Here is a 20,032-nt window from a genome sequence, read left to right on the forward strand (position 1 = left end):
CCGGCGTTAAAAAACCACGCCCGCCACGAGCGCGATGTTGGTGTAGGGCTGGCATTCGCCGGTGCGGATGATAGCCCGAGCGCCGCGGCTGAGCTGTTTCAATGCCTGATGACTCACCAGGCGTTGCTCACCGAGGCTGCCCGAGGCCTGCAAGCTCGAAACGGTGGCCAACGCTGGCGGTTGTTTCGACAGCATCTCTTCGGCGAGGACGTGACTCTCGACCTGCATTTCAGTCAGCACCACATTCAGCACGCTGAGAAAATCGGGCACCCCATGGGTCAGGGCCAGATCGATCAGCTCGACGCCAGCCGGTACGGGCATGCCCGCATCGACGATCATCAGGATGTCGCCGTGGCCGAGAGACGCGATGGCGCGGGACAAGGCAATGTTGAGCAGTGGGGTTTTTTTCATGATGAGTGCCCTTGTGCCGCAGAGGCTTGAACCTCGGCAAATGTCGGAATGGAAGGTTGGGCGCCGGAACGGGTCACGGACAGCGCCGCTGCGACCTGACCGAAGCGAATGGCGTCCGACTCGGATTTGCCATCGGCCAGCGCCGCCGCGAAGCCGCCGACAAAGGTATCGCCTGCCGCGGTGGTGTCAACGGGCTGTACTTTGGGTGCCGGGAAGTGCTCGGAGCGCGACGCGCTGGCGAACAAGGCGCCCTGCTCGCCCAGCGTCACGATCACCTTGCTGACGCCGGCTTTAAGCAGTGCCGACGCAGCGGCGTCTGCGCTGGCGGTGCTGTCGACGGGCAGGCCGGTCAGCGCGGTGGCCTCGCTTTCATTGGGGATCAGGTAATCGATCCAGGCAAACCACTCGGCCGGCAGCGGGCCACTGGCCGGCGCCGGGTTGAGAATGACGGTCTTGCCCAGTTCGTGGCCGCGCTTGAGCACGTGGCCGACGGTGTCGAGCGGCACTTCAAGCTGGCAGATGATGACTTCGGCCCCGGACAACAACGCATCGAAGCTGTCCACCACGGAGGCAGTGACGTGGCCGTTGCCGCCGGCCACGATCACGATAGCGTTCTGGCTGCTGTCATCGACGACGATGAGCGCAACGCCGGTGGACTCGCCGGAGACCGGGGTCACTGCCTGGCAATCGATGCCTTCGGCCAGCAGCGCGGTGCGAAGTTGTTCGCCATAGGCATCATCGCCGACGCAACCGACCATGGCGACACTGGCGCCCAGTCGTGCCGCCGCTACTGCCTGATTGGCGCCCTTGCCGCCCGGCACGGTGACGAACGACTGCCCGGCCAATGTTTCTCCGGCCCGGGGCAAACGCGGCGCGCGCGTCACCAGGTCCATGTTCAGGCTGCCCACTATCACTACTTTTGCTTGCATGACGTCTACTCTTCAGAACGCTTTCTAGACCGGGCGGAGCGCTCGGCTTAACGAAATTCGGTAAATACCTGGGGTGGAGGCGCTGTGGATTCGCGCAGCACGATACTCGGCGCAACGACCAGGTGTTCGACAGCGGTTTCACCCCGCGAGGAGATCCGCCGCAGCAGCATCTCGGCAGCGCGCTCGCCCAGTTGCAGAATGGATTGGCCGACGGTGGTCAGGGCCGGGTAAACGTATTGGCTCATCTGGATGTCGTCGAAGCCGATGACCGATAGGTCCGCCGGGACCCGCACGTTCCGCTCGGCAGCAGCGCGCAACACGCCGATGCCGACCATGTCGTTGGCAGCAAAAATCGCCGTCGGCGGATCCTGCTCCAGCAGTTTCACCGCAGCAAGATAGCCACTGGGGCCGGTGAAATCGCTTTCTACCACCCAGCTTTCCGGCACGTCGACCGACGCTTCCTGCATCGCCCGGTGATAGCCCGCCAGACGCATCTTCGCCACGCTGGTCTGCGCCGGGCCGCAGATACAGGCGATTTTCCGGTGGCCCAGGGACAGCAAATGCGACGTCGCCAGATACGCGCCCAGCTCATGGTCGATGCGCACCAGGTCAGCCGTTACGCCATCCAGATCGCGGTCGACGATGACCAGCGGCGTGCGAACCGTGGACAAGCCCTCGACGAGGCTGTCTCCGCCGCCCACCGACGACACGATCAGGCCGTCGACGCGTTTTTCCAGGAGCACGCGCAGGTAACTGCGCTGCTTGTCGGGGTTGTCATCGGAGTTGCAGAGGATCACGCAGAAACCGTTGCGCTCGCAGTAATCCTCGATGCCCCTTGCCAGTTCGGCGAAGTACGGGTTGATGCCGTTGGGAATCAACAGGCCGATGGTCGCCGTGGCCTTGGCCTTGAGCGACCGCGCAACGGCGCTGGGCACATAGTCCAGCTGCACAATGGCGGCTTCGACCTTCTTGCGTACTTCTTCGCTGACCGGTCGGGTGCGGTTAAGGACATGGGACACCGTGGTGTAGGAAATCCCGGCAATCGCCGCTACGTCCTTGATGGTTGCCATGTCAGCCGCGCCGCCGCGCGCGATTGCTGCGGTAGGTGTCGAGGACCACTGCAACGACGATGACAGCGCCGGTGATGATGCGTTTGGTTGGCTCGGTCGCGCCGATCTGCGCCAGCCCTGCGGCCAGGACCGAAATGATCAGCACGCCGAAGAAGGTGCTGATCACCGAACCGCGCCCGCCCATCAGGCTGGTGCCGCCGATGACCACCGCCGCAATCACTTGCAGTTCGAGTCCGGAACCGGCGTTAGGGTCGGCGGCTTCCAGGCGCGAAATCTGGAACAGTGCGGCAACGCCCGCCAACAGGCCCATCAGCGAGAACACCAGGATCTTGTAGGGCTTGGGATTGATGCCCGCCAGACGCACGGCTTCCTCGTTGGTGCCGATGCCGATCAGGTAGCGGCCAAACACGGTACGGGTCAGCACGGCCTGGGCGGCGAAGATGACGATCAGCGCGATGACGAACGACGGCGAGATGCCAAAGGCAAAGGGGTTGGACAGCCACGCAAAGGAGTCACCGATGTACGCGGTGCGCGAGTCGGTCAGCTGATACGCCACGCCGCGGGCCATTTCCAGCACGCCGAGGGACACGATGAACGAGGGAATACGCCACGCCACGGTGATCGAGCCGGTCAGCGTACCGGCCGCCGTTGCGCAGGCGATGCCCAGCAACGCCGACGGAAACACGCCCCAGCCCCAGCCGAGCATCGCGACACTGACCGCCGACGCAGCCAGCGCCAGCACCGACCCCACCGACAGGTCGATGCCGCCGATGATCAGGATGAAAGTCATGCCGACTGCCAGCACCATCAGGTCGGGAATCTGGTTGGCCAGAGTGCTGAAGGTTTCGTACGACAGGAAATGATCGCTGAGCAACGAGAACAACACGATCATCGCCAGCAATGCGCCCGCCAGCCCCAGGTAAGTGCCCAGGCCGAAGTAGTTGCCGCTGCGCTTGCCCGGAGACGGCAGCGCGGCAGGAGAAGTAGAAGTTTTCATCAGTCGATCCTGGGCGCGGCTTCAGACAGCAGCGCGTCACGTTTTTGATAGCCCGCGAAGGCAGCGGCAAGCAGTTCGTCCTGGGTCCAGGTGTCACGCTCGAAGGTGTCGATCAGGCGCCCGGCAGACAGTACGCCGATGCGGTCGCAGATCAGCATCAGCTCGCGCAGATCACTGGACACCACGACCAGCGCCCTGCCCTGACGGGTCAGTTCACCCAGCAGCGCGTAGATGTCGAACTTGGCGCCGACGTCGATGCCGCGGGTGGGCTCGTCGAACAACATCACCTGGCAATCGCGCTCCAGCCAGCGGCCGATCACGACCTTCTGCTGGTTGCCGCCCGACAGCTCCGACACCAGTTGCGTCGGGCTGGAACTGCGAATGCGCATGGCGCCCACCTGACGTTGAGCCAGAGCGATTTCAGAATTGCCGTTGACCACGCCGGCACTGGAAATGGCGTCCATGTTGCCCAGCGCAATGTTGGCGCTGATCGACTGCGACAGCAGCAGGCCTTCGCCCTTACGGTCTTCGGTGATCAAGGCAATGCCATGACCCACGGCGTCCACCGGCGATTTGATCTGCACGCTGCGCAGCGGGCTGCCGACTTCGATGCTGCCGCTGTCGGCCACGTCCGCGCCGTAGATCAGCCGCAGCAACTCGGTACGTCCGGCGCCGATCAGCCCGGAGATCCCGAAAATTTCACCGGCCCGGACATCAAAGGAAACGTCGCGGACCTTGTCGGTACGGCTCAAGCCTTTGACCGACAGCGCCACCGCGCCGATCTTGCGCTCGCCCAGATCGATCTTCTCGCCCAGTTCACGGCCCACCATCAACGTGACCAGTTGCTCGCTGTTGTAATTGGCCATGAAGTCGACGCAGACCAGCTTGCCGTCGCGCAGCACGGCGATGCGCTGGGCAACGCGGGCGAGTTCTTCCAGGCGGTGAGAAATGTAGATGATGGAAACGCCACGGTCCTGAAGACGCGTGATCTGCTCGAAGAGCATTTCCACCTCGCGCGCCGTGAGCATGGCCGTTGGCTCGTCGAGGATCAGCACATGGCAGTCGCCGATCAGGTTGCGGGCGATTTCGACCATCTGTTGGTGGCCAATGCCCAGTTCGCTGACCAGCGTGTCCGGGTCAATCGCCTCAAGGCCGACCTGGGCCATGGCCTTGATCGCATCTTCGCGCAGCTTGCGGCGATTGATGAAACCGGCGCGGCTGGGCAGGTTGTCGAGAAACAGGTTTTCCGCCACCGACAGCGTCGGCAGCAGATTGAGTTCTTGCATGACCATGCGCACGCCGAGCTTTTCGGCCTGGGTGCGACTGCCAGGCTGGTAGGGCTGCCCCTGAAACTGCATCTGGCCGGTGGTCGGTGTGACCAGCCCGCCGATGATTTTCGACAGCGTGCTTTTGCCGGCGCCATTTTCCCCGGTCAAGGCCAGCACTTCCCCGCGCATCAGCGTCAGGTCGATGTCACCGAGTACAGGTTGGGCGTAGGTTTTGCCAATACCACTGACAGATAGAACAGCGGCCTGAGCAGACGCTGACATAACGATCTCCACGCACCTGCCCTCACGGGCAGGCGGTACATATTTGGACAACTGCGGGTTTGGAATGTGTTGACTGAGCAACCAGGCCGGCTTACTGCGGCTTGGTTACCAGCTCGACCGGGGTTTCGATCACGCCGTTGGTGATCTCGAGCTTCTCGCCCTTGACCATCTTCAGGGCGGTGTCGATACCGAACACGGCTTGACGCGCCGCGAACTGGTCAGCGGTGGCCAGAATGCGGCCGTCTTTCAGCATCGGCTTGATGGCATTGATGTTGTCGTAGCCGACCACCTGAACCTTGCCCGCCTTGCCTGCCGCACGTACTGCCGAGACAGCGCCCAGCGCCATGCTGTCGTTGCCGGCCAGCAGCGCTTTCAGGTTCGGGTATTCGTTGAGCATGGCGGACGCAACAGCGTTGCCCTTGTCGATTTCCCAGTTACCCGACTGCGTGGAAACGATTTTCATCTGCGCAGCGTCCATCGCGTCCTTGAAACCCGCGGTGCGTTGCTGCGCGTTGGTGGTGGTCGGAACGCCTTCGATGATCCCGACTTCATCACCTGCCGTCAGTTGCTTGGCCAGGTAGTCACCCACCAGCTTGGCGCCCTTGCGGTTGTTCGGGCCTACGAACGGCACTTCCATGCCCTTGCTTTTCAGCACGTCGGCGTCAAGCTGGTTGTCGATGTTGACGACTTTGATGCCCGCGTCCATGGCCTTCTTCAGGACCGACGCCAACGCCTTGGAATCGGCCGGGGCGATGACCAGCGCGTCGACTTTCTTGACGATCATCTGGTTGACGATGTCGATCTGCGCGGCCGTGTCGGACTCGTTCTTGATGCCGTTGGAAATCAGGTCAAAGTCAGCGGAATGCTCTTTTTGATAGACCTTGGCGCCGTCTTCCATGGTCAGGAAGAATTCGTTGGCGAGGGATTTCATCACCAGCGCGACGGTCGGCTTTTTAGCGTCGTCGGCACAGGCGGATGAGAGAGGCAGGGTTGCAGCGGAAGCGGTGAGCATGGCAACAGCAAGAAGGCGTGCAGCGAATGGCAGCTTCATGGAATCACTCCGACATTATGATTGTTGTTATCGGCAGCGTTTACGCGTCGGGGGATGCATCGACGAAATCGCAAACGTTTGCGTGAGCGAAACTATGGGAACCGTTCAAGCATTTGTCAACTGTGCAAAGCGGTCAAAAGAGGCGGGCCGTGTGTTGCCCTGCTCCTCCGATCACCGTTGCAGCGCTGGCGGCCTGCACCCTGAATCGGAGGATAGAAAGGAAGGGTGAATCGTGCCTCGGTTGTCGTGAGCCTTACTGAGGAATTACGCGCGTTCCTGATAGGCGGTCGTACGTCGGCTGGCTGAGTGGAGCTTCAAGTCTTCTTTGAGCGTGGCTATGAGGTTGGCGATGGCGCGGCTGGAGTTGAGCGAGCTGACCGGAATACCCCCGGCCAGGAGATCGGCGTGGCCCCGCTCGCGGTCAAAAATCTGCACCATTATTTGGTCGTTGGCATCGATGGTGCATTTGCACTTGGCAGGCAGAAACCCTGATTCGACGATATGGCAGAGTTCAAGTGTAGAGATCATGGCAAATTTCCTTATTTAGTTATGCACGGTGGATGTCGCCAGGTTCCAGCAATTCCGCGAGTTTCACAGGAATGGGACGAACGGGCATGACTTGGCTCACGAGGGACACGTCCCAAGGGTCATTCAACGGGATTGCCTGGCGGCGTAATCAGACAATGCTGCCTATACGACCTGCTGGATGGCGTAAATGCCGCGGGTTTGACTGGTTAATGAGAGCGGCAAGCCAGTAAGCTGGGCGCCTTCAAAATGGCCATTCGCCAATATCCTTGAGCGGCAGTGAACTAATCTGGCCCGCGACGGCCAGAGGGGCTCGCACTGCAACACGGCAGTCGCTGCACAAGCAAGATTTCTACAGTATTCGGAGCGCATGATGGGTCGGGCAAACAACGAGTTTGAGTTCTGGTGGGGCACGTCGGGGCCTTGGGTCGAGCCACCAAACGTGCGCCGCAACGGCACCAGCGGTGTGCAACGCGTTGTGCATGACGGCAAGACGCTTTACGTGAAACGCCAGACGGGCCACCTGTTTCGCAGCTTCCGTTACCCGACAGGCCGCCCGACTGCACTGCGTGAGGGCATTGCGCTGACAAAACTCGAGGAACTGGGCGTCAACGCACCACGACCTGTTTTTTATGGCGCACGCAAGGTTGCCGGTGTATGGCAAGGCGTTCTGGTGACCAAGGATCTGGGCGGTTTCATCGATCTTGATACCTGGTATGCCCAGGGCGGTGCCAGCACCTTGAGCGTCGAGCAACATCAGCGACTCTTCAAGCGCCTGGCCGAGACCCTGGCAAAGATGCACCTGGGCAAGTGGCAGCATGGCTGCATGCGCTCCAAGCACATCTTCATCAAGGCGACGGTCACCGACACGCGTTTTGATTTTGAGCTGGCGCTGCTGGATCTGGAAAAATCCCACGGCCGGATCACCACCCTGGGCGCGGCGCGTCACGACATTCCGCAGCTTAGAAGGCACTCATTCTGGGACGAATCCCAGTGGCAGTATTTCCTGTCGTGCTACGAACAGGCCATCGGCCGAGCCGTCTAGGCGAAGCAGCCACCCTTCATGCCGTTGCAGCACCTGGCATGAAGGGTACGGCGTGAAGGGATCACCCCATCAAGAGGCGTGACCGACCTGCTCGCTGATCAATGCCGGTGCTTTCCGGTCGTTGATCACCTGCGCCACTTTCGACGCAATGTCAGCGCGGCTGAAGGGCTTGGCCAGCATCTCGAAACCGGCAATCTGCGTCGACGAATCGCTGGTGTACCCCGTGACGACCAGCACCGGCAGCGCAGGCAGGACTTCGCGCAGACTCAAGGCGAGCTGGGTACCGCTTTTTTCGGCCATCAACTGATCGGTGATCAGCACGTCCGGCCGCAACCCGGCGCTGACCATCTGCTCGGCAGCGGACGGCGACGCCGCTTCGGTCACCCGGTAGCCCAGGTCACGCAGTTGCAGCGCAACGGTGTAGCGGACCAGTTCCTCATCATCCACCACCAGCACGTGAAAAGGGTGATCCGCGGCGGGCGCCGAGTCGCCCTCACCTTCTGCCGGTGTCAGCACATCCGCGCTCGACACGGGCAGCCAGATGTCAACGCGCGTGCCAAGACCCGGCGCCGACTGAACATCAAAACCACCGCCCGATTGCAGGGCCAGCCCCTGCACCATCGACAATCCGAGACCGGTGCCCTTGCCGACGCCTTTGGTTGAGTAGAACGGCTCGACGCAGCGTTGCAGCACTTCCTCGGTCATGCCGCTGCCGTTATCCGACACTGTCAGCCTGACGTAACAACCCTGCGCCGGCGCCGGGCCCAACCCCGGACTGTCGGCAATCACCTCGGGACGCGCGCTGATTTTCAGGTAGCCGCGTTCGGCGATCGCGTCCCGGGCATTGACCGCGAGATTGAGCACGCCCAGTTCAAGCTGATGGGGGTCGATGAGTATGTTGGGCAGATCTGCGGGAATCTCGACGATTACTTCGATGGTCGGACCCAGCGAGCGCTGGATAAGGTCACGCATGTCGTTGACCAGGCTGTCCAGCGCCACCACCTGAGGCTTGAGCGTCTGCCTGCGAGCGAAGGTCAGCAAGCGGCCGACCAGAATTCTCGCGCGATCTGCGGCCTGCAGTGCAGCATCGATCAAGCGATGGGAGCGGTCATTGCTGACCGGCTGGCGCCGCAGCAACTCCAGCGAGGTCATGATCGGCGTCAGCAGGTTATTAAAGTCATGGGCGATGCCGCCGCCGAGCTGACCGACCATCTCGATCTTGCGCGACTCGTGCAGCAGCGAAATGGCCGCCTCGCGCTCGGCCACCATGGTCGCGACGCGCTGTTCGAGGCTTTCGTTGAGCTCGATCAGTTGATGTTCGGCACCCACACGCGCGGTGATGTCAACGCAAACAAACAGCAAGCCGCTGAGGTGTTGTTGCGCGTCGAGCAGCGGCGTCACGTGGGTCTGCACCCATACGACGGAGCCATTGGCGCGCACATGGTGCTGAGTCAGCTCGAAGGGCGCTTCGGCGGTCAGGAAGTTCTCATGGAACATCGACTGCGTGTCAGGTGCGAGGTCGTTCTGTAGATCGAGGATTGAGCGGCCGTCGATGGCCCGGCGCTGCAGCCCCATGATGTCGCAGTAGCGATCATTGACCTGCTGAAACACGCCTCGGTGATCACACAGCGCAATCCCGGCGCCTGCCTGCTCGAACATCCCGGCCAGTTGCGCGGAACTGGCGTGCAGCGCCGATTCAGCCCGCGTGTGGTTGATCCATTGCCAGCCCAGCTTGGCTGTTTCTTCGATGATGTGAATGTCATGGGGGCTGCAGACCCGTTGCCCGTCGAACTCAACAGTGAACACGCCGGCCAGGACGTCATGGCGCATCAACGGCACATGCACGGCCAGACTCGTTGTACGGTCTTGCTTAAGAGCAACGCCGTGAGGGTCAGCCAGAACGGCGTCAGCCTTAATCGCCGCTTGCACGGTAACGCCCTGGTGCAACGCAGTACAGCTGTCATCGCTGACGGCGATCAGCCCTGATCGGGTCGTCACGTCACCCTGCCGGTATTCACGGCGAATGACGAAGTCGCCCTGCTCGTCAGCCTCCGCGAGGTGGACTCGGGTGGCGCCCAGCTCGCGCCCGATACGCCGGATGACGTCCGCTTCGATCTGCTCGGGGTCGCGAATGGAAGGCAAGGCCTGCCCCACCTCAAGCAGCAGCGCCTGACGACGTTCGAAATGCACGCGCTCGGTGGTTTCGGTCACAACGCAGAGCACGCCGCCCACGGCCCCGTCGCTCTGGTGTACCGCAGAATAGGAGACGTCAAAGTAAACGGTTTCGCCGTAGCCGTGGCGTTCGATATAAAAGGCACGGTCCTTGGCAGCAAAGGTTTTCCCGGTTTCACGCACGCCGCGCAGCAGCGGCTCGAGGTCGTCCCACAACTCGCGCCAGTTCTCGACCGCAGGCCGGCCAAGGGCACGGGGATGTTTCTCGCCGATGCTCGGCGCATAGGCGTCGTTGTAGAGCGCCACGAATTCAGGTCCCCAAAAGAGCACAATCTGCGCCTGCACAGGGAGAATCGTGCCCATGAGGGCCTTCAGACTGTCCGGCCAGTCGGAGGGCGCGCCGAGGGGCGAGCCGTCCATCAATGGGGACTGAAGCAGATCACCGACCGCACCGCCGTTGGCAAGGAAACGCAGGGGTGCTGCGCTGAACCCGGTGTTGGGTGGGGTATCCATAATTAGGGCCTGAGAGGAAATATCGTGAGCAGAAAGCCTCGCTTAGAGCGAAGGCAATGCGAGGACGTTCCATTCAGATCGGGACGAGTTTGCATACAGCGCGGGCCCGGCGGCCATGCCAGCCGGGCCTTGGCGTGGCTCAGTCCTCTTCTTTGACGGTGGCTACCTCGTCAGCGCGAACGCGGATGGTTTTGCCGGAGATGTCCTCGAACTCATAAAAGCCGTCTTTGCTCTTGGTCTTCGGCGCATCCTTGGTCACGTACTGCGTGCCGTTCTGCAAGGTGACTACGGTCGACGTAGAGCAACCCGCCAACGCTGCACAACAGGCGAACGCGACCGGCATCAGCAATGATTGAATCTTCATAAAAGCCTCCTGGTGTGTAGGGCTCAAGCGTCATGCGCTCGAACGCTGAATCGTCATCTAGCAGATCAGATCAGCGCCATCGACTTTGGTTCGCGATCCCGGACAATCAACCGAAAAATCAGCGACTTGGGTCAAAGGAGGTTTTTGTCCGATCCGCTGTTGCGAAACGTCCGACACTCAAATACTGTATGCGCATACAGCGAACAGGAGGGTCACGTCGTGTCTGACACCAACGCATCAACCGCAGCATCGCCAGGACACTACGGGCGCATGGCCGTGCGGGTTCAGAAAATCATCAACTCGCAGAGCGCACAGAAAGCCCGCGCGGCGCTGATTTTCCGGCTTGCGGACGAACTCGAGGACGACTGGAAACAGTTGCTGGAAGAGATCGACGAGAACGACAACGTGACCCTGGCCTGGCGGGACGACGGCGGCGTGCAGATTTTCTGGACCGTGCCCAAGGAAGATTGACCTGCCGGCGTCCTTGAGGCCGAGGTCATGGCCAGACATCCCCGCTACGACAGTGATGGCCGCAGGCGCACAGCTCACGGCCATCGACTCGTCACAGCTACACCCCGAATCAATCTCCCTCGATGAATAACCCAGTTGGATAAACATGCTCAGATTTTGTGTCGCTCTGCTTTTGTCTTTCACTTTCCTGCAAACCGCTTCCGCTGACGTCAACATTGGCACCTGGAACCTGGAGCACCTGAGCGTGCGCCCGAACAAGGACTTTCAGGGCATCGCCAAAGTCGCGCAGAAGGTGGACTTTCTCGCGGTTCAGGAGCTGATGAGCGAAGACGCGCTGGAGGCGCTGGCCAAGGAGCTGACCCGGCAAACCGGCAAGCACTGGAGCTCAATGGCGTCCCATGCCGTGGGCCGCTCTTCCTACAAGGAAATGTACGGATTCGTCTGGCGGGATGATGCCGTTGCCTATGAAGACGGCGCCGTGAGCTACCTGGACCGCAGCGACACCTTCGAACGCGAGCCCTACTCTGCGCAGTTCCGCTCGCTCAAGGACGGCAAGACCTTTGTCGTGGCCACCGTGCACATCCTGTATGGCAAGAACCAGGCGGACCGCGCTTCGGAAATCGTCGCGCTGTCTAATTACTGGACCTGGCTGCAGGAAACCTACCCGGGCAACAACCAGATCATGTTGATGGGCGACTTCAACACCCCGCCCAACTCGCCCGCGTGGGACAAGCTCGACAGCAGCGCCAGGCCGCTGGTACTTGATGGCGCGAGCACGCTCTCGACGAAGGACGGCAAATTCGCCAACCTCTACGACAACATCTTTATCAGCAAGCAGTCGGCGATCCGGGTGAACAAGGTCGAGGTGTTCGATTACCCGACATTCCTCGGCGTGACCCACGCCAAGGGCCGTGACAGCGTGTCCGATCACGCACCGATTTTCCTCAGCGCCAATTTGAGCGGTGGCAACGGTGCTGCCGGGGCGTCTGCCGTGACCGCCAAGGCACCGCCCACTGCAAGCAATCCGATGAAGCCTGCTGCGAGTGCCGGCGGGAACCCGGCGAACCTGACGCTGGCGATTCGCGGCAACAAGAAGACCATGGTGTACCACCGTCCGGACTGCCCTTCGTACAACGCGATTGCCGAGAAAAACCGGGTGGAGTTCAACAGCCCGGCGGCTGCCGAAGCGCAGCATTATCATTTGGCCGGCAACTGCCATTGATCCGCAGCGGCGCGCGCCGATCCCTGCTCAAGTCGCCTGCCACGCCGTGAAAGGCGACTTGCGTGGCTGTCCAACGCCGAATAACCCCCCAGTCATTTACGCGCCAGGTCGTGCTGGATGCAGCCCTCGTAGTAGGTTTGCTTCACTGCGGCGGGTTTGAGCTTCGAAGGGCTTTTGTAGGTCTGTTCCGTGATGCCCAGCGCCATCTTGCTCATCCACGGTTTGGCGAACTTACGGCTCTGCAGTTTTTTGCGCGCGCTGTAGAGGGTGGTGCCAGAAAGCTTTGACTGCTGCGCCGCCCCCGCGACACCTGCTCCCCATTTGCAGACCTGCAGATCGTTCTTGCTGAGGTCTTTGGCGTGCGCGGTCACGGACACCGCTGCCAGAAAAACCGCCACTACCGCCAAGCCCACACTGCGCATACAGGTTCATCCCGGAATCAATTGATAAAAAAGGATTTTTTCAGAAAAGCCGGCCGAAGCGGGCCATCAATTTGCCTTTTCCGCACAAAACATTTCCGACCCCTCCAGCATTCACCTTCGCGGGCGGGTTTGATCCCCGGCATCCCTTCGAAAACGCCCTGTTATCCCTAGTCAACGCGTCTGGATGTATGGCGAATATTCATATCGATATGGCACATGGCCGCCCATCGGCCAACGATTTTAAACCCTCATGAAGGTATGCAATTCTGCGCCGGTCGGCCGCTTCGCAACCCGATTGCGGATGGCCTGTCTCAGGTAGAGATGCATTACGGTCCAAGGCCCATTGAGAGTTGATCAGCCTGTATCGATCTCGAAATGAAGTGACAGCAATGCCGATGCAGTCGACGTGCAGGCTGTCAGGTACATGAAGCAAGCCCCCTCATTCAGCCGGCGTTAACTCACGCCCATACAGGCCAGCACCATGAATGACTATAAGGATTTTGAAATTCATTACCGGTTTCAAGGTGAGCCGCGGCACTTCAATCATCAAGGCAATCATCTCTGCGAAAGTGACGCGCTGCATTTTGCGACCTTGCACGCAGGGGTGGGCGCCGTCGAGGGTCACATCTGCGCGGGGCCGGTGAAACGCGCGCTGCTTTACGCCGAAGGCCTGGGCGTCACGCAGGTGCAATGGAAACGCACCTGATCGAGGAAAACTGCAAACAAACCCGGATTCATGCGGTCGGAATTTACAAGCAGCGCTCATCACACCAGCAAAGCGAGGTAAACATGACCATCGATAACGCACTGAAGCAGGAAGTCCTGACCCGGTTGCTACATGCCCACCCGGCAGGCCTGGGCAAGGAAGTTCTGGACAACTACCGAGGGGAGAATGCGGTTGCAGACACCCTTGAGCATTTGCAGGAGGCGGGATTGATTCACGACGGGTGCGTTAACCGCCCTGCTGAAGGGGATCGCACGTTGAAGTACCCCGTTAAACTCAGTTCTTCCGGAGTCGTGGCTGCCAGGCAGCTGGAAGCTGAGCCATCCAGACATTAAGGTTTAAGCAGGCAACAAAAAACCGGCCAAGGCCGGTTTTTTTGTGTCCGATAAGTGGTGTTCTCCCCTGGTGCTACCTGCACTGATCATCCAAAGCCTGTCAGGAAGCAGCACCACAGGGGAACGAGAAGGAGCCTACAAGCTCAGTCCCGTTTTCGTCACGCTCGCTATTGTGACTTCATGCGTCCAGTCCCACTTGCTCAACCTTGCTCAACGCCCGCGCTCAGACCGCCGGGTAGTCGCCCGTGCCGTCCGGCCACGGGGTCAGCAGCTCGAAGCCCGTCTCGGTCACCGCCACCATGTGTTCCCACTGCGCCGACAGTGACTGATCGCGGGTGAGCACGGTCCAGCCATCATCCAGCACGTAAGTGCCCGGTTTACCGGCGTTGATCATCGGCTCGATGGTGAAGACCATGCCGGTCTTGAGCTTCAACCCCTTGCCCGCTGCGCCGTAATGCAGGACTTGAGGTTCCTCGTGGTATTTGCGACCGATGCCATGCCCGCAGTACTCACGCACTACGCTGAAGCCTTCGCGGTAGGCCACGCTCTGGATGGCATGGCCGATGTCGCCCAGGGTCGCACCGGGTCTCACGGCGTGTATCCCCGCCAGCGTGGCTTCGTACGTGGTTTCGACCAGACGCCGGGCGAGCGGGCTGACCTCCCCGACGTAGTACATGCGGCTGGTATCGCCGTACCAGCCGTCTTTGATGACCGCGACGTCGATATTGACGATGTCGCCGTCCTTAAGCACATCATCCGCTGACGGGATGCCATGGCAGACGACCGTGTTGGGCGAGATGCAGGTGGTTTTGGTAAACCCGTGGTAGCCCACGTTGGCAGGGATCACTTTCAGCTCGTTGACAATGTAGGCGTTGCAAATGTCGTCCAGCGCTTCGGTGCTAATGCCCGGCTTGACGTGCTCTGCGATCATCGCCAACACATCTGCGGCAAGGCGCCCCGCCACACGCAACCCGACCAGATCGGCTTCGGTCTTGAGACTGATGCTCATTGGGACACCGCCCGGGCCGGGGCCAGATCCGGTACCAGGTCGCAGGGCTGAAGACTCAATACGGCGCCGCCAGACGTTTCAGCGCGGATCAGCAACTGGCAGATCTCGCTGTAATTCAGACCGGGGTGCAGCTCGGCTAGCATGCCCACCCGCATCCAGTGCTCGGCCTGAGCATTGATCGAGCGACTCAGGGCCGCGCTGGCGCAACGTATGTTGGCGTGCATCTGTTCGGAAATTTTTACCAGTCCCATACCGACCTCTCGAAGAATATACGGAGCATATACGTTCCATATATTTTCTTGCAACCGGCCGTCGTGATTCCTCCGTGCAGAGCGTGCCCTTTTTATGCAGAGCGGGAAAACTCGGTCGCGCACTCTGAAAGGGACGTAGCCAATTGCGAAATCGCCTCGCGGTCATCTTCGCTTAGCGCCCGGTAATGAGTAATGACTGCCCGCTCCGCGTCGTTCAGCGTGTCGGTGGCAATCGGGGTCCTCTCGCCTGACAGCACGTACATGACGTCGATGCCTTTTTTGCCCAGCGCCGCCAGGTAATCCGAACGCGGGATGCGTTCACCGCTTTCGTATTTGCCTTGGGCGTTGGCCTCAACGCCACCGATGGAGCCGAAGTCCTGTTGCGACAGCCCGAGCCGTTTGCGTTCTTCTTTCAGACGTGAGCCGAGATCTTTCATAAACGAGGGTCCTGAAGTTGACTGTGTTCAAAGAGCAAGACCCCATTGGTCCGAGGGAGTTGCGCCCTTGGGCTCATTTGGTCAATCTTCCGAATTGACGGCTCAAGGAATCACCTTCGTGGCCGATAGGTTCTGATGTACCGCTATTCTTTTTGAATGGCAGCCCGATTTCTGTAGTTCGGAGAACCAGACAATGATTTCTTTCTTACTGGGTTGGTTGGCGCTATCGGCCGTGGGCACATTGATTGCCCTGGCGATGATTCGCACCGGTAAAATGCGCCAGCCTGACGCAGACGGCCCGGTGAACGGTCAGACGCCCGTCCCGGTGCTGGTGCGATTCAAGCCCTGAATCAATCCCGGCTGTCTTGCCGGGAGCACGCTCCTGACATCATTCCCCTGCGAGCTGACCCTGTTCAGCCCCGTAGACATTGGCGTTGCCCGTGGCGTAACCGGCGCTTGCTGGCACAAATGCGATATCGGCCTGACTGGCGCTGAACTGGCGAAGTCCCGACGCCAGAGCAAGAAAATCCTCACGCTGCATCTCGTTGCCCCACACGCTGCTGAATGACGACTCGTTTTTCTGCGCAGCGAATTCCTGACGGGTGTTGACTTGATTGGTTTGCATGGCCGCTCTCTTCTTCTCGATACTGTTTAAACATACAGTATTTTCAACGCCCCTCGAGCGCAAGTCCTGTCGCGACGAATGGTCATGGGAATGAGCCTGAGTTTTGGGCTCACTCAGGCAGCCTCCGCGCCGACCCTTTACGTCAAGCCGTTAACCTTTAGCCAGCGCTTCCAGCCGATCGAGATCCTCTGCCGACACTGCAATCCCGTCTTTCAAGGAGCGCTCGCGCTGACGATAGCGGCGATCGCCCGGCATGCGCTGCTGGCCGACGCCGTGCATCTGCCGGACCAGTTCTTCGCTGCGTTCGGCGAATGCCTGACCGCTGCCCTTGTCCGGATCAATGACGATGATCACCTGGCCGGTCCAGGGGGTTTGCGCGCCGGGAGACTTCGACATGTCGAACTCGAAGGAGAAATTGCCGCCGGTGAGCGCGGCGGACAGCAGCTCCACCATCATCGACAGCGCCGATCCTTTGTAACCGCCAAAAGGCAGCAACGCGCCGCCGTCGAGAATGGCTTTCGGGTCTTCGGTCGTATTGCCGTTACGGTCGACGCCCATCCCCGGCGGCAGCAGGCGCCCCTCTCGGGCGGCGATCTGCACGTCGCCATGGGCGATGGCGCTGGTGGCCATGTCAAAGACGATGGGCTGACCGTCAGCCCGTGGCGCGGCGAACGCAATGGGATTGGTACCGAACAAGGGTTTTTGCGCATCGTGGGGCACGACGCAGGTCATGCTGTTGACCACGCTCAAGGCCACCAACCCTTCCTGGGCGAACGGCTCGACGTCCGGCCACAGCGCGGCGAAGTGATGGGAGTTGCGGATGGCCAGAATGGCGATCCCGGCGCTGCGTGCTTTCTCGATCACCAGGGCCTTGGCGGCCTGCATCGCCGGCTGGGCAAAACCGCCCATGGCATCGACGCGCACAAACGCTGCGCCGACGTCCTCGACATTTGGTTCGGCCTGGCCGTCCACCCAACCCGCTGCCAGCGACGACAGATAGCCCTTGATGCGGAAGATGCCGTGGCTGTGGGAACCGTCGCGCTCAGCCGCCGCGCAATTGGCGGCCAGCACCCGCGCTACTTCTGGCGAGGTGCCGTGACGCACAAAGATCTGCCGCAGCAGCTCAGTGAGATCAGTAAAGGAAATCGTCCGGGTGGCCTGGCGACCGTGGGTGGAAGGCATCTGAAGCTCCGTTGTGATTATTGGAAGTGGAAGCGGAACAGAGAGGGCAGGCGTCCGGAGACGCTTGTTCTGAAGAGTAATGCGCAGCAACCAGCGGGTAAACTGCAGGCCTCGCGCAATGGCCGCCCTGCCCTCAACCGAACGAGGACCGCTCAATGGATTCGCTCACCGCTGATAGCCCGATCGTGGATTGCCAAACCGTCGTCCTCGGCGCCGGTATCGTCGGCGTCTGTTCTGCACTGCACCTGCAAGCGGCAGGCCAGCAGGTCGTCTTGCTGGACCGCGATGAACCCGGCGCTGGTACCAGCCACGGCAATGCCGGCTTGATCGAACGGTCCAGCATCGTCCCCTACGCCTTTCCGCGCGAGTGGTCGCGGCTGGCGCGCTATGCACTGAACCGGCAATCCTCCATGCGTTTCAGCCCGGCCTGGCTGCCTAAAATCGCGCCCTGGCTGTTTCAGTACTGGCAGAACTCCTCGCCCGCCAATCTGGCCAGCGCCAGCCACGCAATGCTGCCGCTGATCGAACGCTGCGTCAGCGAGCACGACCGGCTGGCCGAGGCCTCAGGCATGACCTCGCTGATCCGTGCCAAGGGCTGGATCGAGTTCTATCGCGACCAGGCGGAATTTGATCTGGCAGTGGCCGACGCCCGCACTTATGACCGTCACGGCCTGCGTTATGAGGTGCTGGATGCGGGCCAATTGCGCGAGCGTGAACCTCACCTGAATGGAGCGCTGGGCGCCATTCACTGGCTCGATCCGAAAAGCGTGAGCGATCCCGGTGCACTGGTCCGTGGTTATGCCTCGCTGTTCGTCGAACGTGGCGGCCTGTTGCTCAAGGGTGACGCGCGCAGTCTTTGTCAGCACAACGACGGCTGGCGGGTGGAAACGCGCGAGGGACAGGTGCAGGCGCAAAACGCAGTCGTGGCGTTGGGCCCGCAATCGACAGAGGTGACCGTTCGCCTTGGGTACCCTATTCCCCTGGGGATCAAGCGCGGTTATCACATGCATTACGCGGCAAACCCGGATGCGCCGTTGCAGCACTCGATCATCGACGCCCAGGCGGGGTATGTGCTGGCGCCCATGGCGCGGGGGATTCGTCTCACCACCGGCGTCGAGTTCGCCGCACCGGACGCGCCGATCAACGAGATCCAACTGCGCCGCTGCGAAGCCATCGCCCGAACGCTCTATCCCATGGGCGAGCGGCTGGACGCCGAACCCTGGCTGGGCCGCCGACCCTGTCTGCCGGACATGCGCCCGGTCATCGGGCCGGCGGCTTCCCACAAAGGGCTGTGGTTCAACTTCGGGCACGCCCACCATGGCCTGACGCTGGGGCCGGTCACTGGCCGACTGCTGGCAGAAATGATGACCGGCGCCACGCCATTCACCGATCCCGCGCCTTACAGCCCGGACCGATTCAGGTAAACCTCATCACACCGTTGACTACTCTGCCTGCAAGCGCTTCTGGAAGAACAGCCGCTGGTGCCCAGGCGGATAGTCATCCAGCTGACCAAATTGCTCATAGCCATGCTTGCGATAGAACTCGGGTGCCTGGAAATCAAAGGTGTCGAGCCACACGCCAAGGCAACCCCGTTCGCGGGCGAGGTCTTCGGCCATCTTCATCAACTGGCTGCCCATGCGCTGCCCCCGGGCCTGTTCAGGCACCACGAGCAGTTCGATGAACAGCCAGCTGTAGAGGATTCGGCCGTGCAGGCCACCGAGCACGGCATCGGTTTGCTCGTCGCGGACAAACAGCGCAAACTTTTCTGACTTGCCGTCGCCGGCCATGGCTGCGTTGTAATCCCTCAAGGGCTCGAGGATCTGCAGGCGTTCTTCTTCGGAGGGGTTGGATTTGAATTCGATCCGGACACTCATGCGTCGCTTCCTGCTGACGGAAATGGGGACGGCAAGGTTGTCGGATATACAGGCGGGAGTAAAGCCGAGAAGGGGTTAAAGCGAAGAAGAAGTGCGAGGGATTCGGTGAGGATGGATGTGGAAGCCCGGGGGCTCCCACGTGCGCGCAAGCGCCGGATTGATCAGTCTTTCTGATCGCGCAGGACGTTGCCGGAGGTGCCGTCGATGCGGAATTCGTAGGTCAGGCTGTCCGCCTTGCGGCCTTCGCCTTCCCAGTAGCCATTGTCGTCGGCTTCGATCTTGTAGATCTCGGTGTAACCTGCCGACTTGGCTTTTTCGATCGCTTTTTCGATGGTGATCCAGCCAGCGCCCGGTTTGTCCGCCAGGGCGAACTGTGCGGTGGTCAGGGCAGCGGTGGCGAGAACGGCAGCGGTAAGTTTCTTGATCATGATTGAACTCCATTTCCCTGTACGGGCTTTTTGAATGCGATTTTTTGGAGTTCGTGACCGGAAAAATAGTTCAGCCGGGGTTTGTAACCGCTTGATGCTGCCATATGAAGTCGCAGCGCTGACACTGCTAAAAAAGCACCAATGTGGATCAGCGCTTGACCTTGCGCCGCAGCACGCCGTTCAGGACCACCACGACGACAGCGACAAAGATCGCGATGTATTGAAAGGTCTTTTCGCTGAGCACGCCGGTGGTCTGCAGATGGGACAGGCCAAGCATGATCGCCAGAACGCTCAAGGCGATGATGATCGAGTAAATCAGACGCTGTTTGTTGGTCATTGCGGGATTCCTGAAAACCGGTCGAGATGTGGGGCGCGGTACAAATGTGCGGACATGGTACCTGCTCACGTCGACGCTGACACGCCAA

At 60.8% G+C, this 20,032-nt stretch carries 25 protein-coding genes; 7 read left to right on the top strand and 18 right to left on the bottom strand.

Annotation, left to right across the window (positions count from 1 at the left end):
* Nucleotides 1-6 precede the first annotated feature (6 nt).
* From rbsD to AC07RO_RS07520, 7 genes are all read right to left on the bottom strand, one after another.
* The gene (gene rbsD, locus AC07RO_RS07490; RefSeq protein ID WP_495085707.1) at nucleotides 7-411 is read right to left on the bottom strand and encodes a D-ribose pyranase; all 405 of its coding nucleotides are present in this window, start codon (nucleotides 409-411) and stop codon (nucleotides 7-9) included.
* Nucleotides 408-1,340: a ribokinase gene (gene rbsK / locus AC07RO_RS07495; RefSeq protein ID WP_423574353.1), complete on the bottom strand. Its 933-nt coding sequence runs from the start codon at nucleotides 1,338-1,340 to the stop codon at nucleotides 408-410. The genes rbsD and rbsK overlap by 4 nt, the downstream gene beginning before the upstream one ends.
* A 47-nt stretch (nucleotides 1,341-1,387) precedes the next feature.
* Entirely contained in the window at nucleotides 1,388-2,410 is a 1,023-nt protein-coding gene (locus tag AC07RO_RS07500; protein ID WP_495085708.1) for a LacI family DNA-binding transcriptional regulator, read from the bottom strand.
* A gap of 1 nt (nucleotide 2,411) precedes the next feature.
* Nucleotides 2,412-3,407 (bottom strand): ABC transporter permease, encoded by a 996-nt coding sequence (locus AC07RO_RS07505; protein WP_122538241.1) that lies wholly within the window; start codon nucleotides 3,405-3,407, stop codon nucleotides 2,412-2,414.
* Entirely contained in the window at nucleotides 3,407-4,957 is a 1,551-nt protein-coding gene (locus AC07RO_RS07510; RefSeq protein ID WP_495085709.1) for a sugar ABC transporter ATP-binding protein, read from the bottom strand. The genes AC07RO_RS07505 and AC07RO_RS07510 overlap by 1 nt, the downstream gene beginning before the upstream one ends.
* Nucleotides 4,958-5,048: 91 nt before the next feature.
* Entirely contained in the window at nucleotides 5,049-6,008 is a 960-nt protein-coding gene (locus AC07RO_RS07515) for a sugar ABC transporter substrate-binding protein (protein ID WP_495085710.1), read from the bottom strand.
* A gap of 264 nt (nucleotides 6,009-6,272) precedes the next feature.
* Nucleotides 6,273-6,536 carry a DUF1652 domain-containing protein gene (locus AC07RO_RS07520; protein ID WP_192171992.1) on the bottom strand — a complete coding sequence of 88 codons (264 nt, stop codon included), beginning with the start codon at nucleotides 6,534-6,536 and terminating at the stop codon, nucleotides 6,273-6,275.
* 370 nt (nucleotides 6,537-6,906) lie between these two features.
* On the opposite strand from AC07RO_RS07520, the gene AC07RO_RS07525 reads away from it, so the two are divergent.
* Entirely contained in the window at nucleotides 6,907-7,578 is a 672-nt protein-coding gene (locus AC07RO_RS07525; protein WP_346629870.1) for a lipopolysaccharide kinase InaA family protein, read from the top strand.
* Nucleotides 7,579-7,647: 69 nt separating this feature from the next.
* Here the strand turns inward: AC07RO_RS07525 and AC07RO_RS07530 are convergent, their stop codons facing one another.
* Nucleotides 7,648-10,263: a PAS domain-containing hybrid sensor histidine kinase/response regulator family protein gene (locus AC07RO_RS07530; RefSeq protein WP_495085711.1), complete on the bottom strand. Its 2,616-nt coding sequence runs from the start codon at nucleotides 10,261-10,263 to the stop codon at nucleotides 7,648-7,650.
* A gap of 139 nt (nucleotides 10,264-10,402) precedes the next feature.
* Nucleotides 10,403-10,627, bottom strand: a complete 225-nt coding sequence (locus AC07RO_RS07535) for a YgdI/YgdR family lipoprotein (protein WP_037010898.1) — start codon at nucleotides 10,625-10,627, stop codon at nucleotides 10,403-10,405.
* A 270-nt stretch (nucleotides 10,628-10,897) separates the two neighbouring features.
* On the opposite strand from AC07RO_RS07535, the gene AC07RO_RS07540 reads away from it, so the two are divergent.
* Both AC07RO_RS07540 and AC07RO_RS07545 read left to right on the top strand, forming a co-directional pair.
* Nucleotides 10,898-11,098, top strand: a complete 201-nt coding sequence (locus tag AC07RO_RS07540; protein ID WP_074887522.1) for a DUF1654 domain-containing protein — start codon at nucleotides 10,898-10,900, stop codon at nucleotides 11,096-11,098.
* Between the two features lie 172 nt (nucleotides 11,099-11,270).
* Complete coding sequence (locus AC07RO_RS07545) at nucleotides 11,271-12,320, top strand: endonuclease/exonuclease/phosphatase family protein (protein WP_282371555.1); 1,050 nt, start codon at nucleotides 11,271-11,273, stop codon at nucleotides 12,318-12,320.
* Between the two features lie 92 nt (nucleotides 12,321-12,412).
* On the opposite strand, the gene AC07RO_RS07550 is transcribed toward AC07RO_RS07545, so the two are convergent.
* Entirely contained in the window at nucleotides 12,413-12,742 is a 330-nt protein-coding gene (locus AC07RO_RS07550) for a hypothetical protein (RefSeq protein ID WP_192171997.1), read from the bottom strand.
* 481 nt (nucleotides 12,743-13,223) lie between these two features.
* Here AC07RO_RS07550 and AC07RO_RS07555 point away from each other — a divergent pair, with 481 nt between their 5' ends.
* Both AC07RO_RS07555 and AC07RO_RS07560 read left to right on the top strand, forming a co-directional pair.
* Nucleotides 13,224-13,448, top strand: a complete 225-nt coding sequence (locus tag AC07RO_RS07555) for a DUF6555 family protein (RefSeq protein ID WP_192171998.1) — start codon at nucleotides 13,224-13,226, stop codon at nucleotides 13,446-13,448.
* A gap of 83 nt (nucleotides 13,449-13,531) precedes the next feature.
* Nucleotides 13,532-13,801 carry a hypothetical protein gene (locus AC07RO_RS07560; RefSeq protein ID WP_192172285.1) on the top strand — a complete coding sequence of 90 codons (270 nt, stop codon included), beginning with the start codon at nucleotides 13,532-13,534 and terminating at the stop codon, nucleotides 13,799-13,801.
* A gap of 223 nt (nucleotides 13,802-14,024) precedes the next feature.
* On the opposite strand, the gene map is transcribed toward AC07RO_RS07560, so the two are convergent.
* The 3 genes from map to AC07RO_RS07575 form a co-directional block, all read right to left on the bottom strand.
* Nucleotides 14,025-14,810 carry a type I methionyl aminopeptidase gene (gene map / locus AC07RO_RS07565; protein ID WP_192171999.1) on the bottom strand — a complete coding sequence of 262 codons (786 nt, stop codon included), beginning with the start codon at nucleotides 14,808-14,810 and terminating at the stop codon, nucleotides 14,025-14,027.
* Nucleotides 14,807-15,061: a ParD-like family protein gene (locus AC07RO_RS07570; RefSeq protein ID WP_108120136.1), complete on the bottom strand. Its 255-nt coding sequence runs from the start codon at nucleotides 15,059-15,061 to the stop codon at nucleotides 14,807-14,809. The genes map and AC07RO_RS07570 overlap by 4 nt, the downstream gene beginning before the upstream one ends.
* A 92-nt stretch (nucleotides 15,062-15,153) precedes the next feature.
* Nucleotides 15,154-15,498 (bottom strand): helix-turn-helix domain-containing protein, encoded by a 345-nt coding sequence (locus tag AC07RO_RS07575; RefSeq protein WP_192172000.1) that lies wholly within the window; start codon nucleotides 15,496-15,498, stop codon nucleotides 15,154-15,156.
* Nucleotides 15,499-15,691: 193 nt separating this feature from the next.
* On the opposite strand from AC07RO_RS07575, the gene AC07RO_RS07580 reads away from it, so the two are divergent.
* Entirely contained in the window at nucleotides 15,692-15,847 is a 156-nt protein-coding gene (locus tag AC07RO_RS07580) for a hypothetical protein (protein ID WP_192172001.1), read from the top strand.
* A gap of 39 nt (nucleotides 15,848-15,886) precedes the next feature.
* Here the strand turns inward: AC07RO_RS07580 and AC07RO_RS07585 are convergent, their stop codons facing one another.
* Together AC07RO_RS07585 and AC07RO_RS07590 are read right to left on the bottom strand one after the other, a co-directional pair.
* On the bottom strand, nucleotides 15,887-16,123 hold the full coding sequence (locus AC07RO_RS07585) for a hypothetical protein (RefSeq protein WP_495085712.1): 237 nt from the start codon (nucleotides 16,121-16,123) through the stop codon (nucleotides 15,887-15,889).
* 150 nt (nucleotides 16,124-16,273) lie between these two features.
* Nucleotides 16,274-17,305, bottom strand: coding sequence for an Ldh family oxidoreductase (locus AC07RO_RS07590; RefSeq protein WP_192172003.1), 1,032 nt, complete (start codon nucleotides 17,303-17,305; stop codon nucleotides 16,274-16,276).
* Nucleotides 17,306-17,490: 185 nt separating this feature from the next.
* On the opposite strand from AC07RO_RS07590, the gene AC07RO_RS07595 reads away from it, so the two are divergent.
* Nucleotides 17,491-18,729: an NAD(P)/FAD-dependent oxidoreductase gene (locus AC07RO_RS07595; protein WP_495085764.1), complete on the top strand. Its 1,239-nt coding sequence runs from the start codon at nucleotides 17,491-17,493 to the stop codon at nucleotides 18,727-18,729.
* Between the two features lie 18 nt (nucleotides 18,730-18,747).
* Here the strand turns inward: AC07RO_RS07595 and AC07RO_RS07600 are convergent, their stop codons facing one another.
* The 3 genes from AC07RO_RS07600 to AC07RO_RS07610 all read right to left on the bottom strand — a co-directional run bounded on the left by AC07RO_RS07600 (nucleotide 18,748) and on the right by AC07RO_RS07610 (nucleotide 19,944).
* Nucleotides 18,748-19,179 (bottom strand): GNAT family N-acetyltransferase, encoded by a 432-nt coding sequence (locus AC07RO_RS07600; RefSeq protein ID WP_423574362.1) that lies wholly within the window; start codon nucleotides 19,177-19,179, stop codon nucleotides 18,748-18,750.
* A gap of 161 nt (nucleotides 19,180-19,340) precedes the next feature.
* On the bottom strand, nucleotides 19,341-19,607 hold the full coding sequence (locus AC07RO_RS07605) for a PepSY domain-containing protein (RefSeq protein ID WP_037010913.1): 267 nt from the start codon (nucleotides 19,605-19,607) through the stop codon (nucleotides 19,341-19,343).
* 148 nt (nucleotides 19,608-19,755) lie between these two features.
* On the bottom strand, nucleotides 19,756-19,944 hold the full coding sequence (locus AC07RO_RS07610; protein ID WP_122538211.1) for a hypothetical protein: 189 nt from the start codon (nucleotides 19,942-19,944) through the stop codon (nucleotides 19,756-19,758).
* Between the last annotated feature and the right edge of the window lie 88 nt (nucleotides 19,945-20,032).

It is taken from the genome of Pseudomonas sp. GW821-FHT07F05, assembly GCF_059418765.1.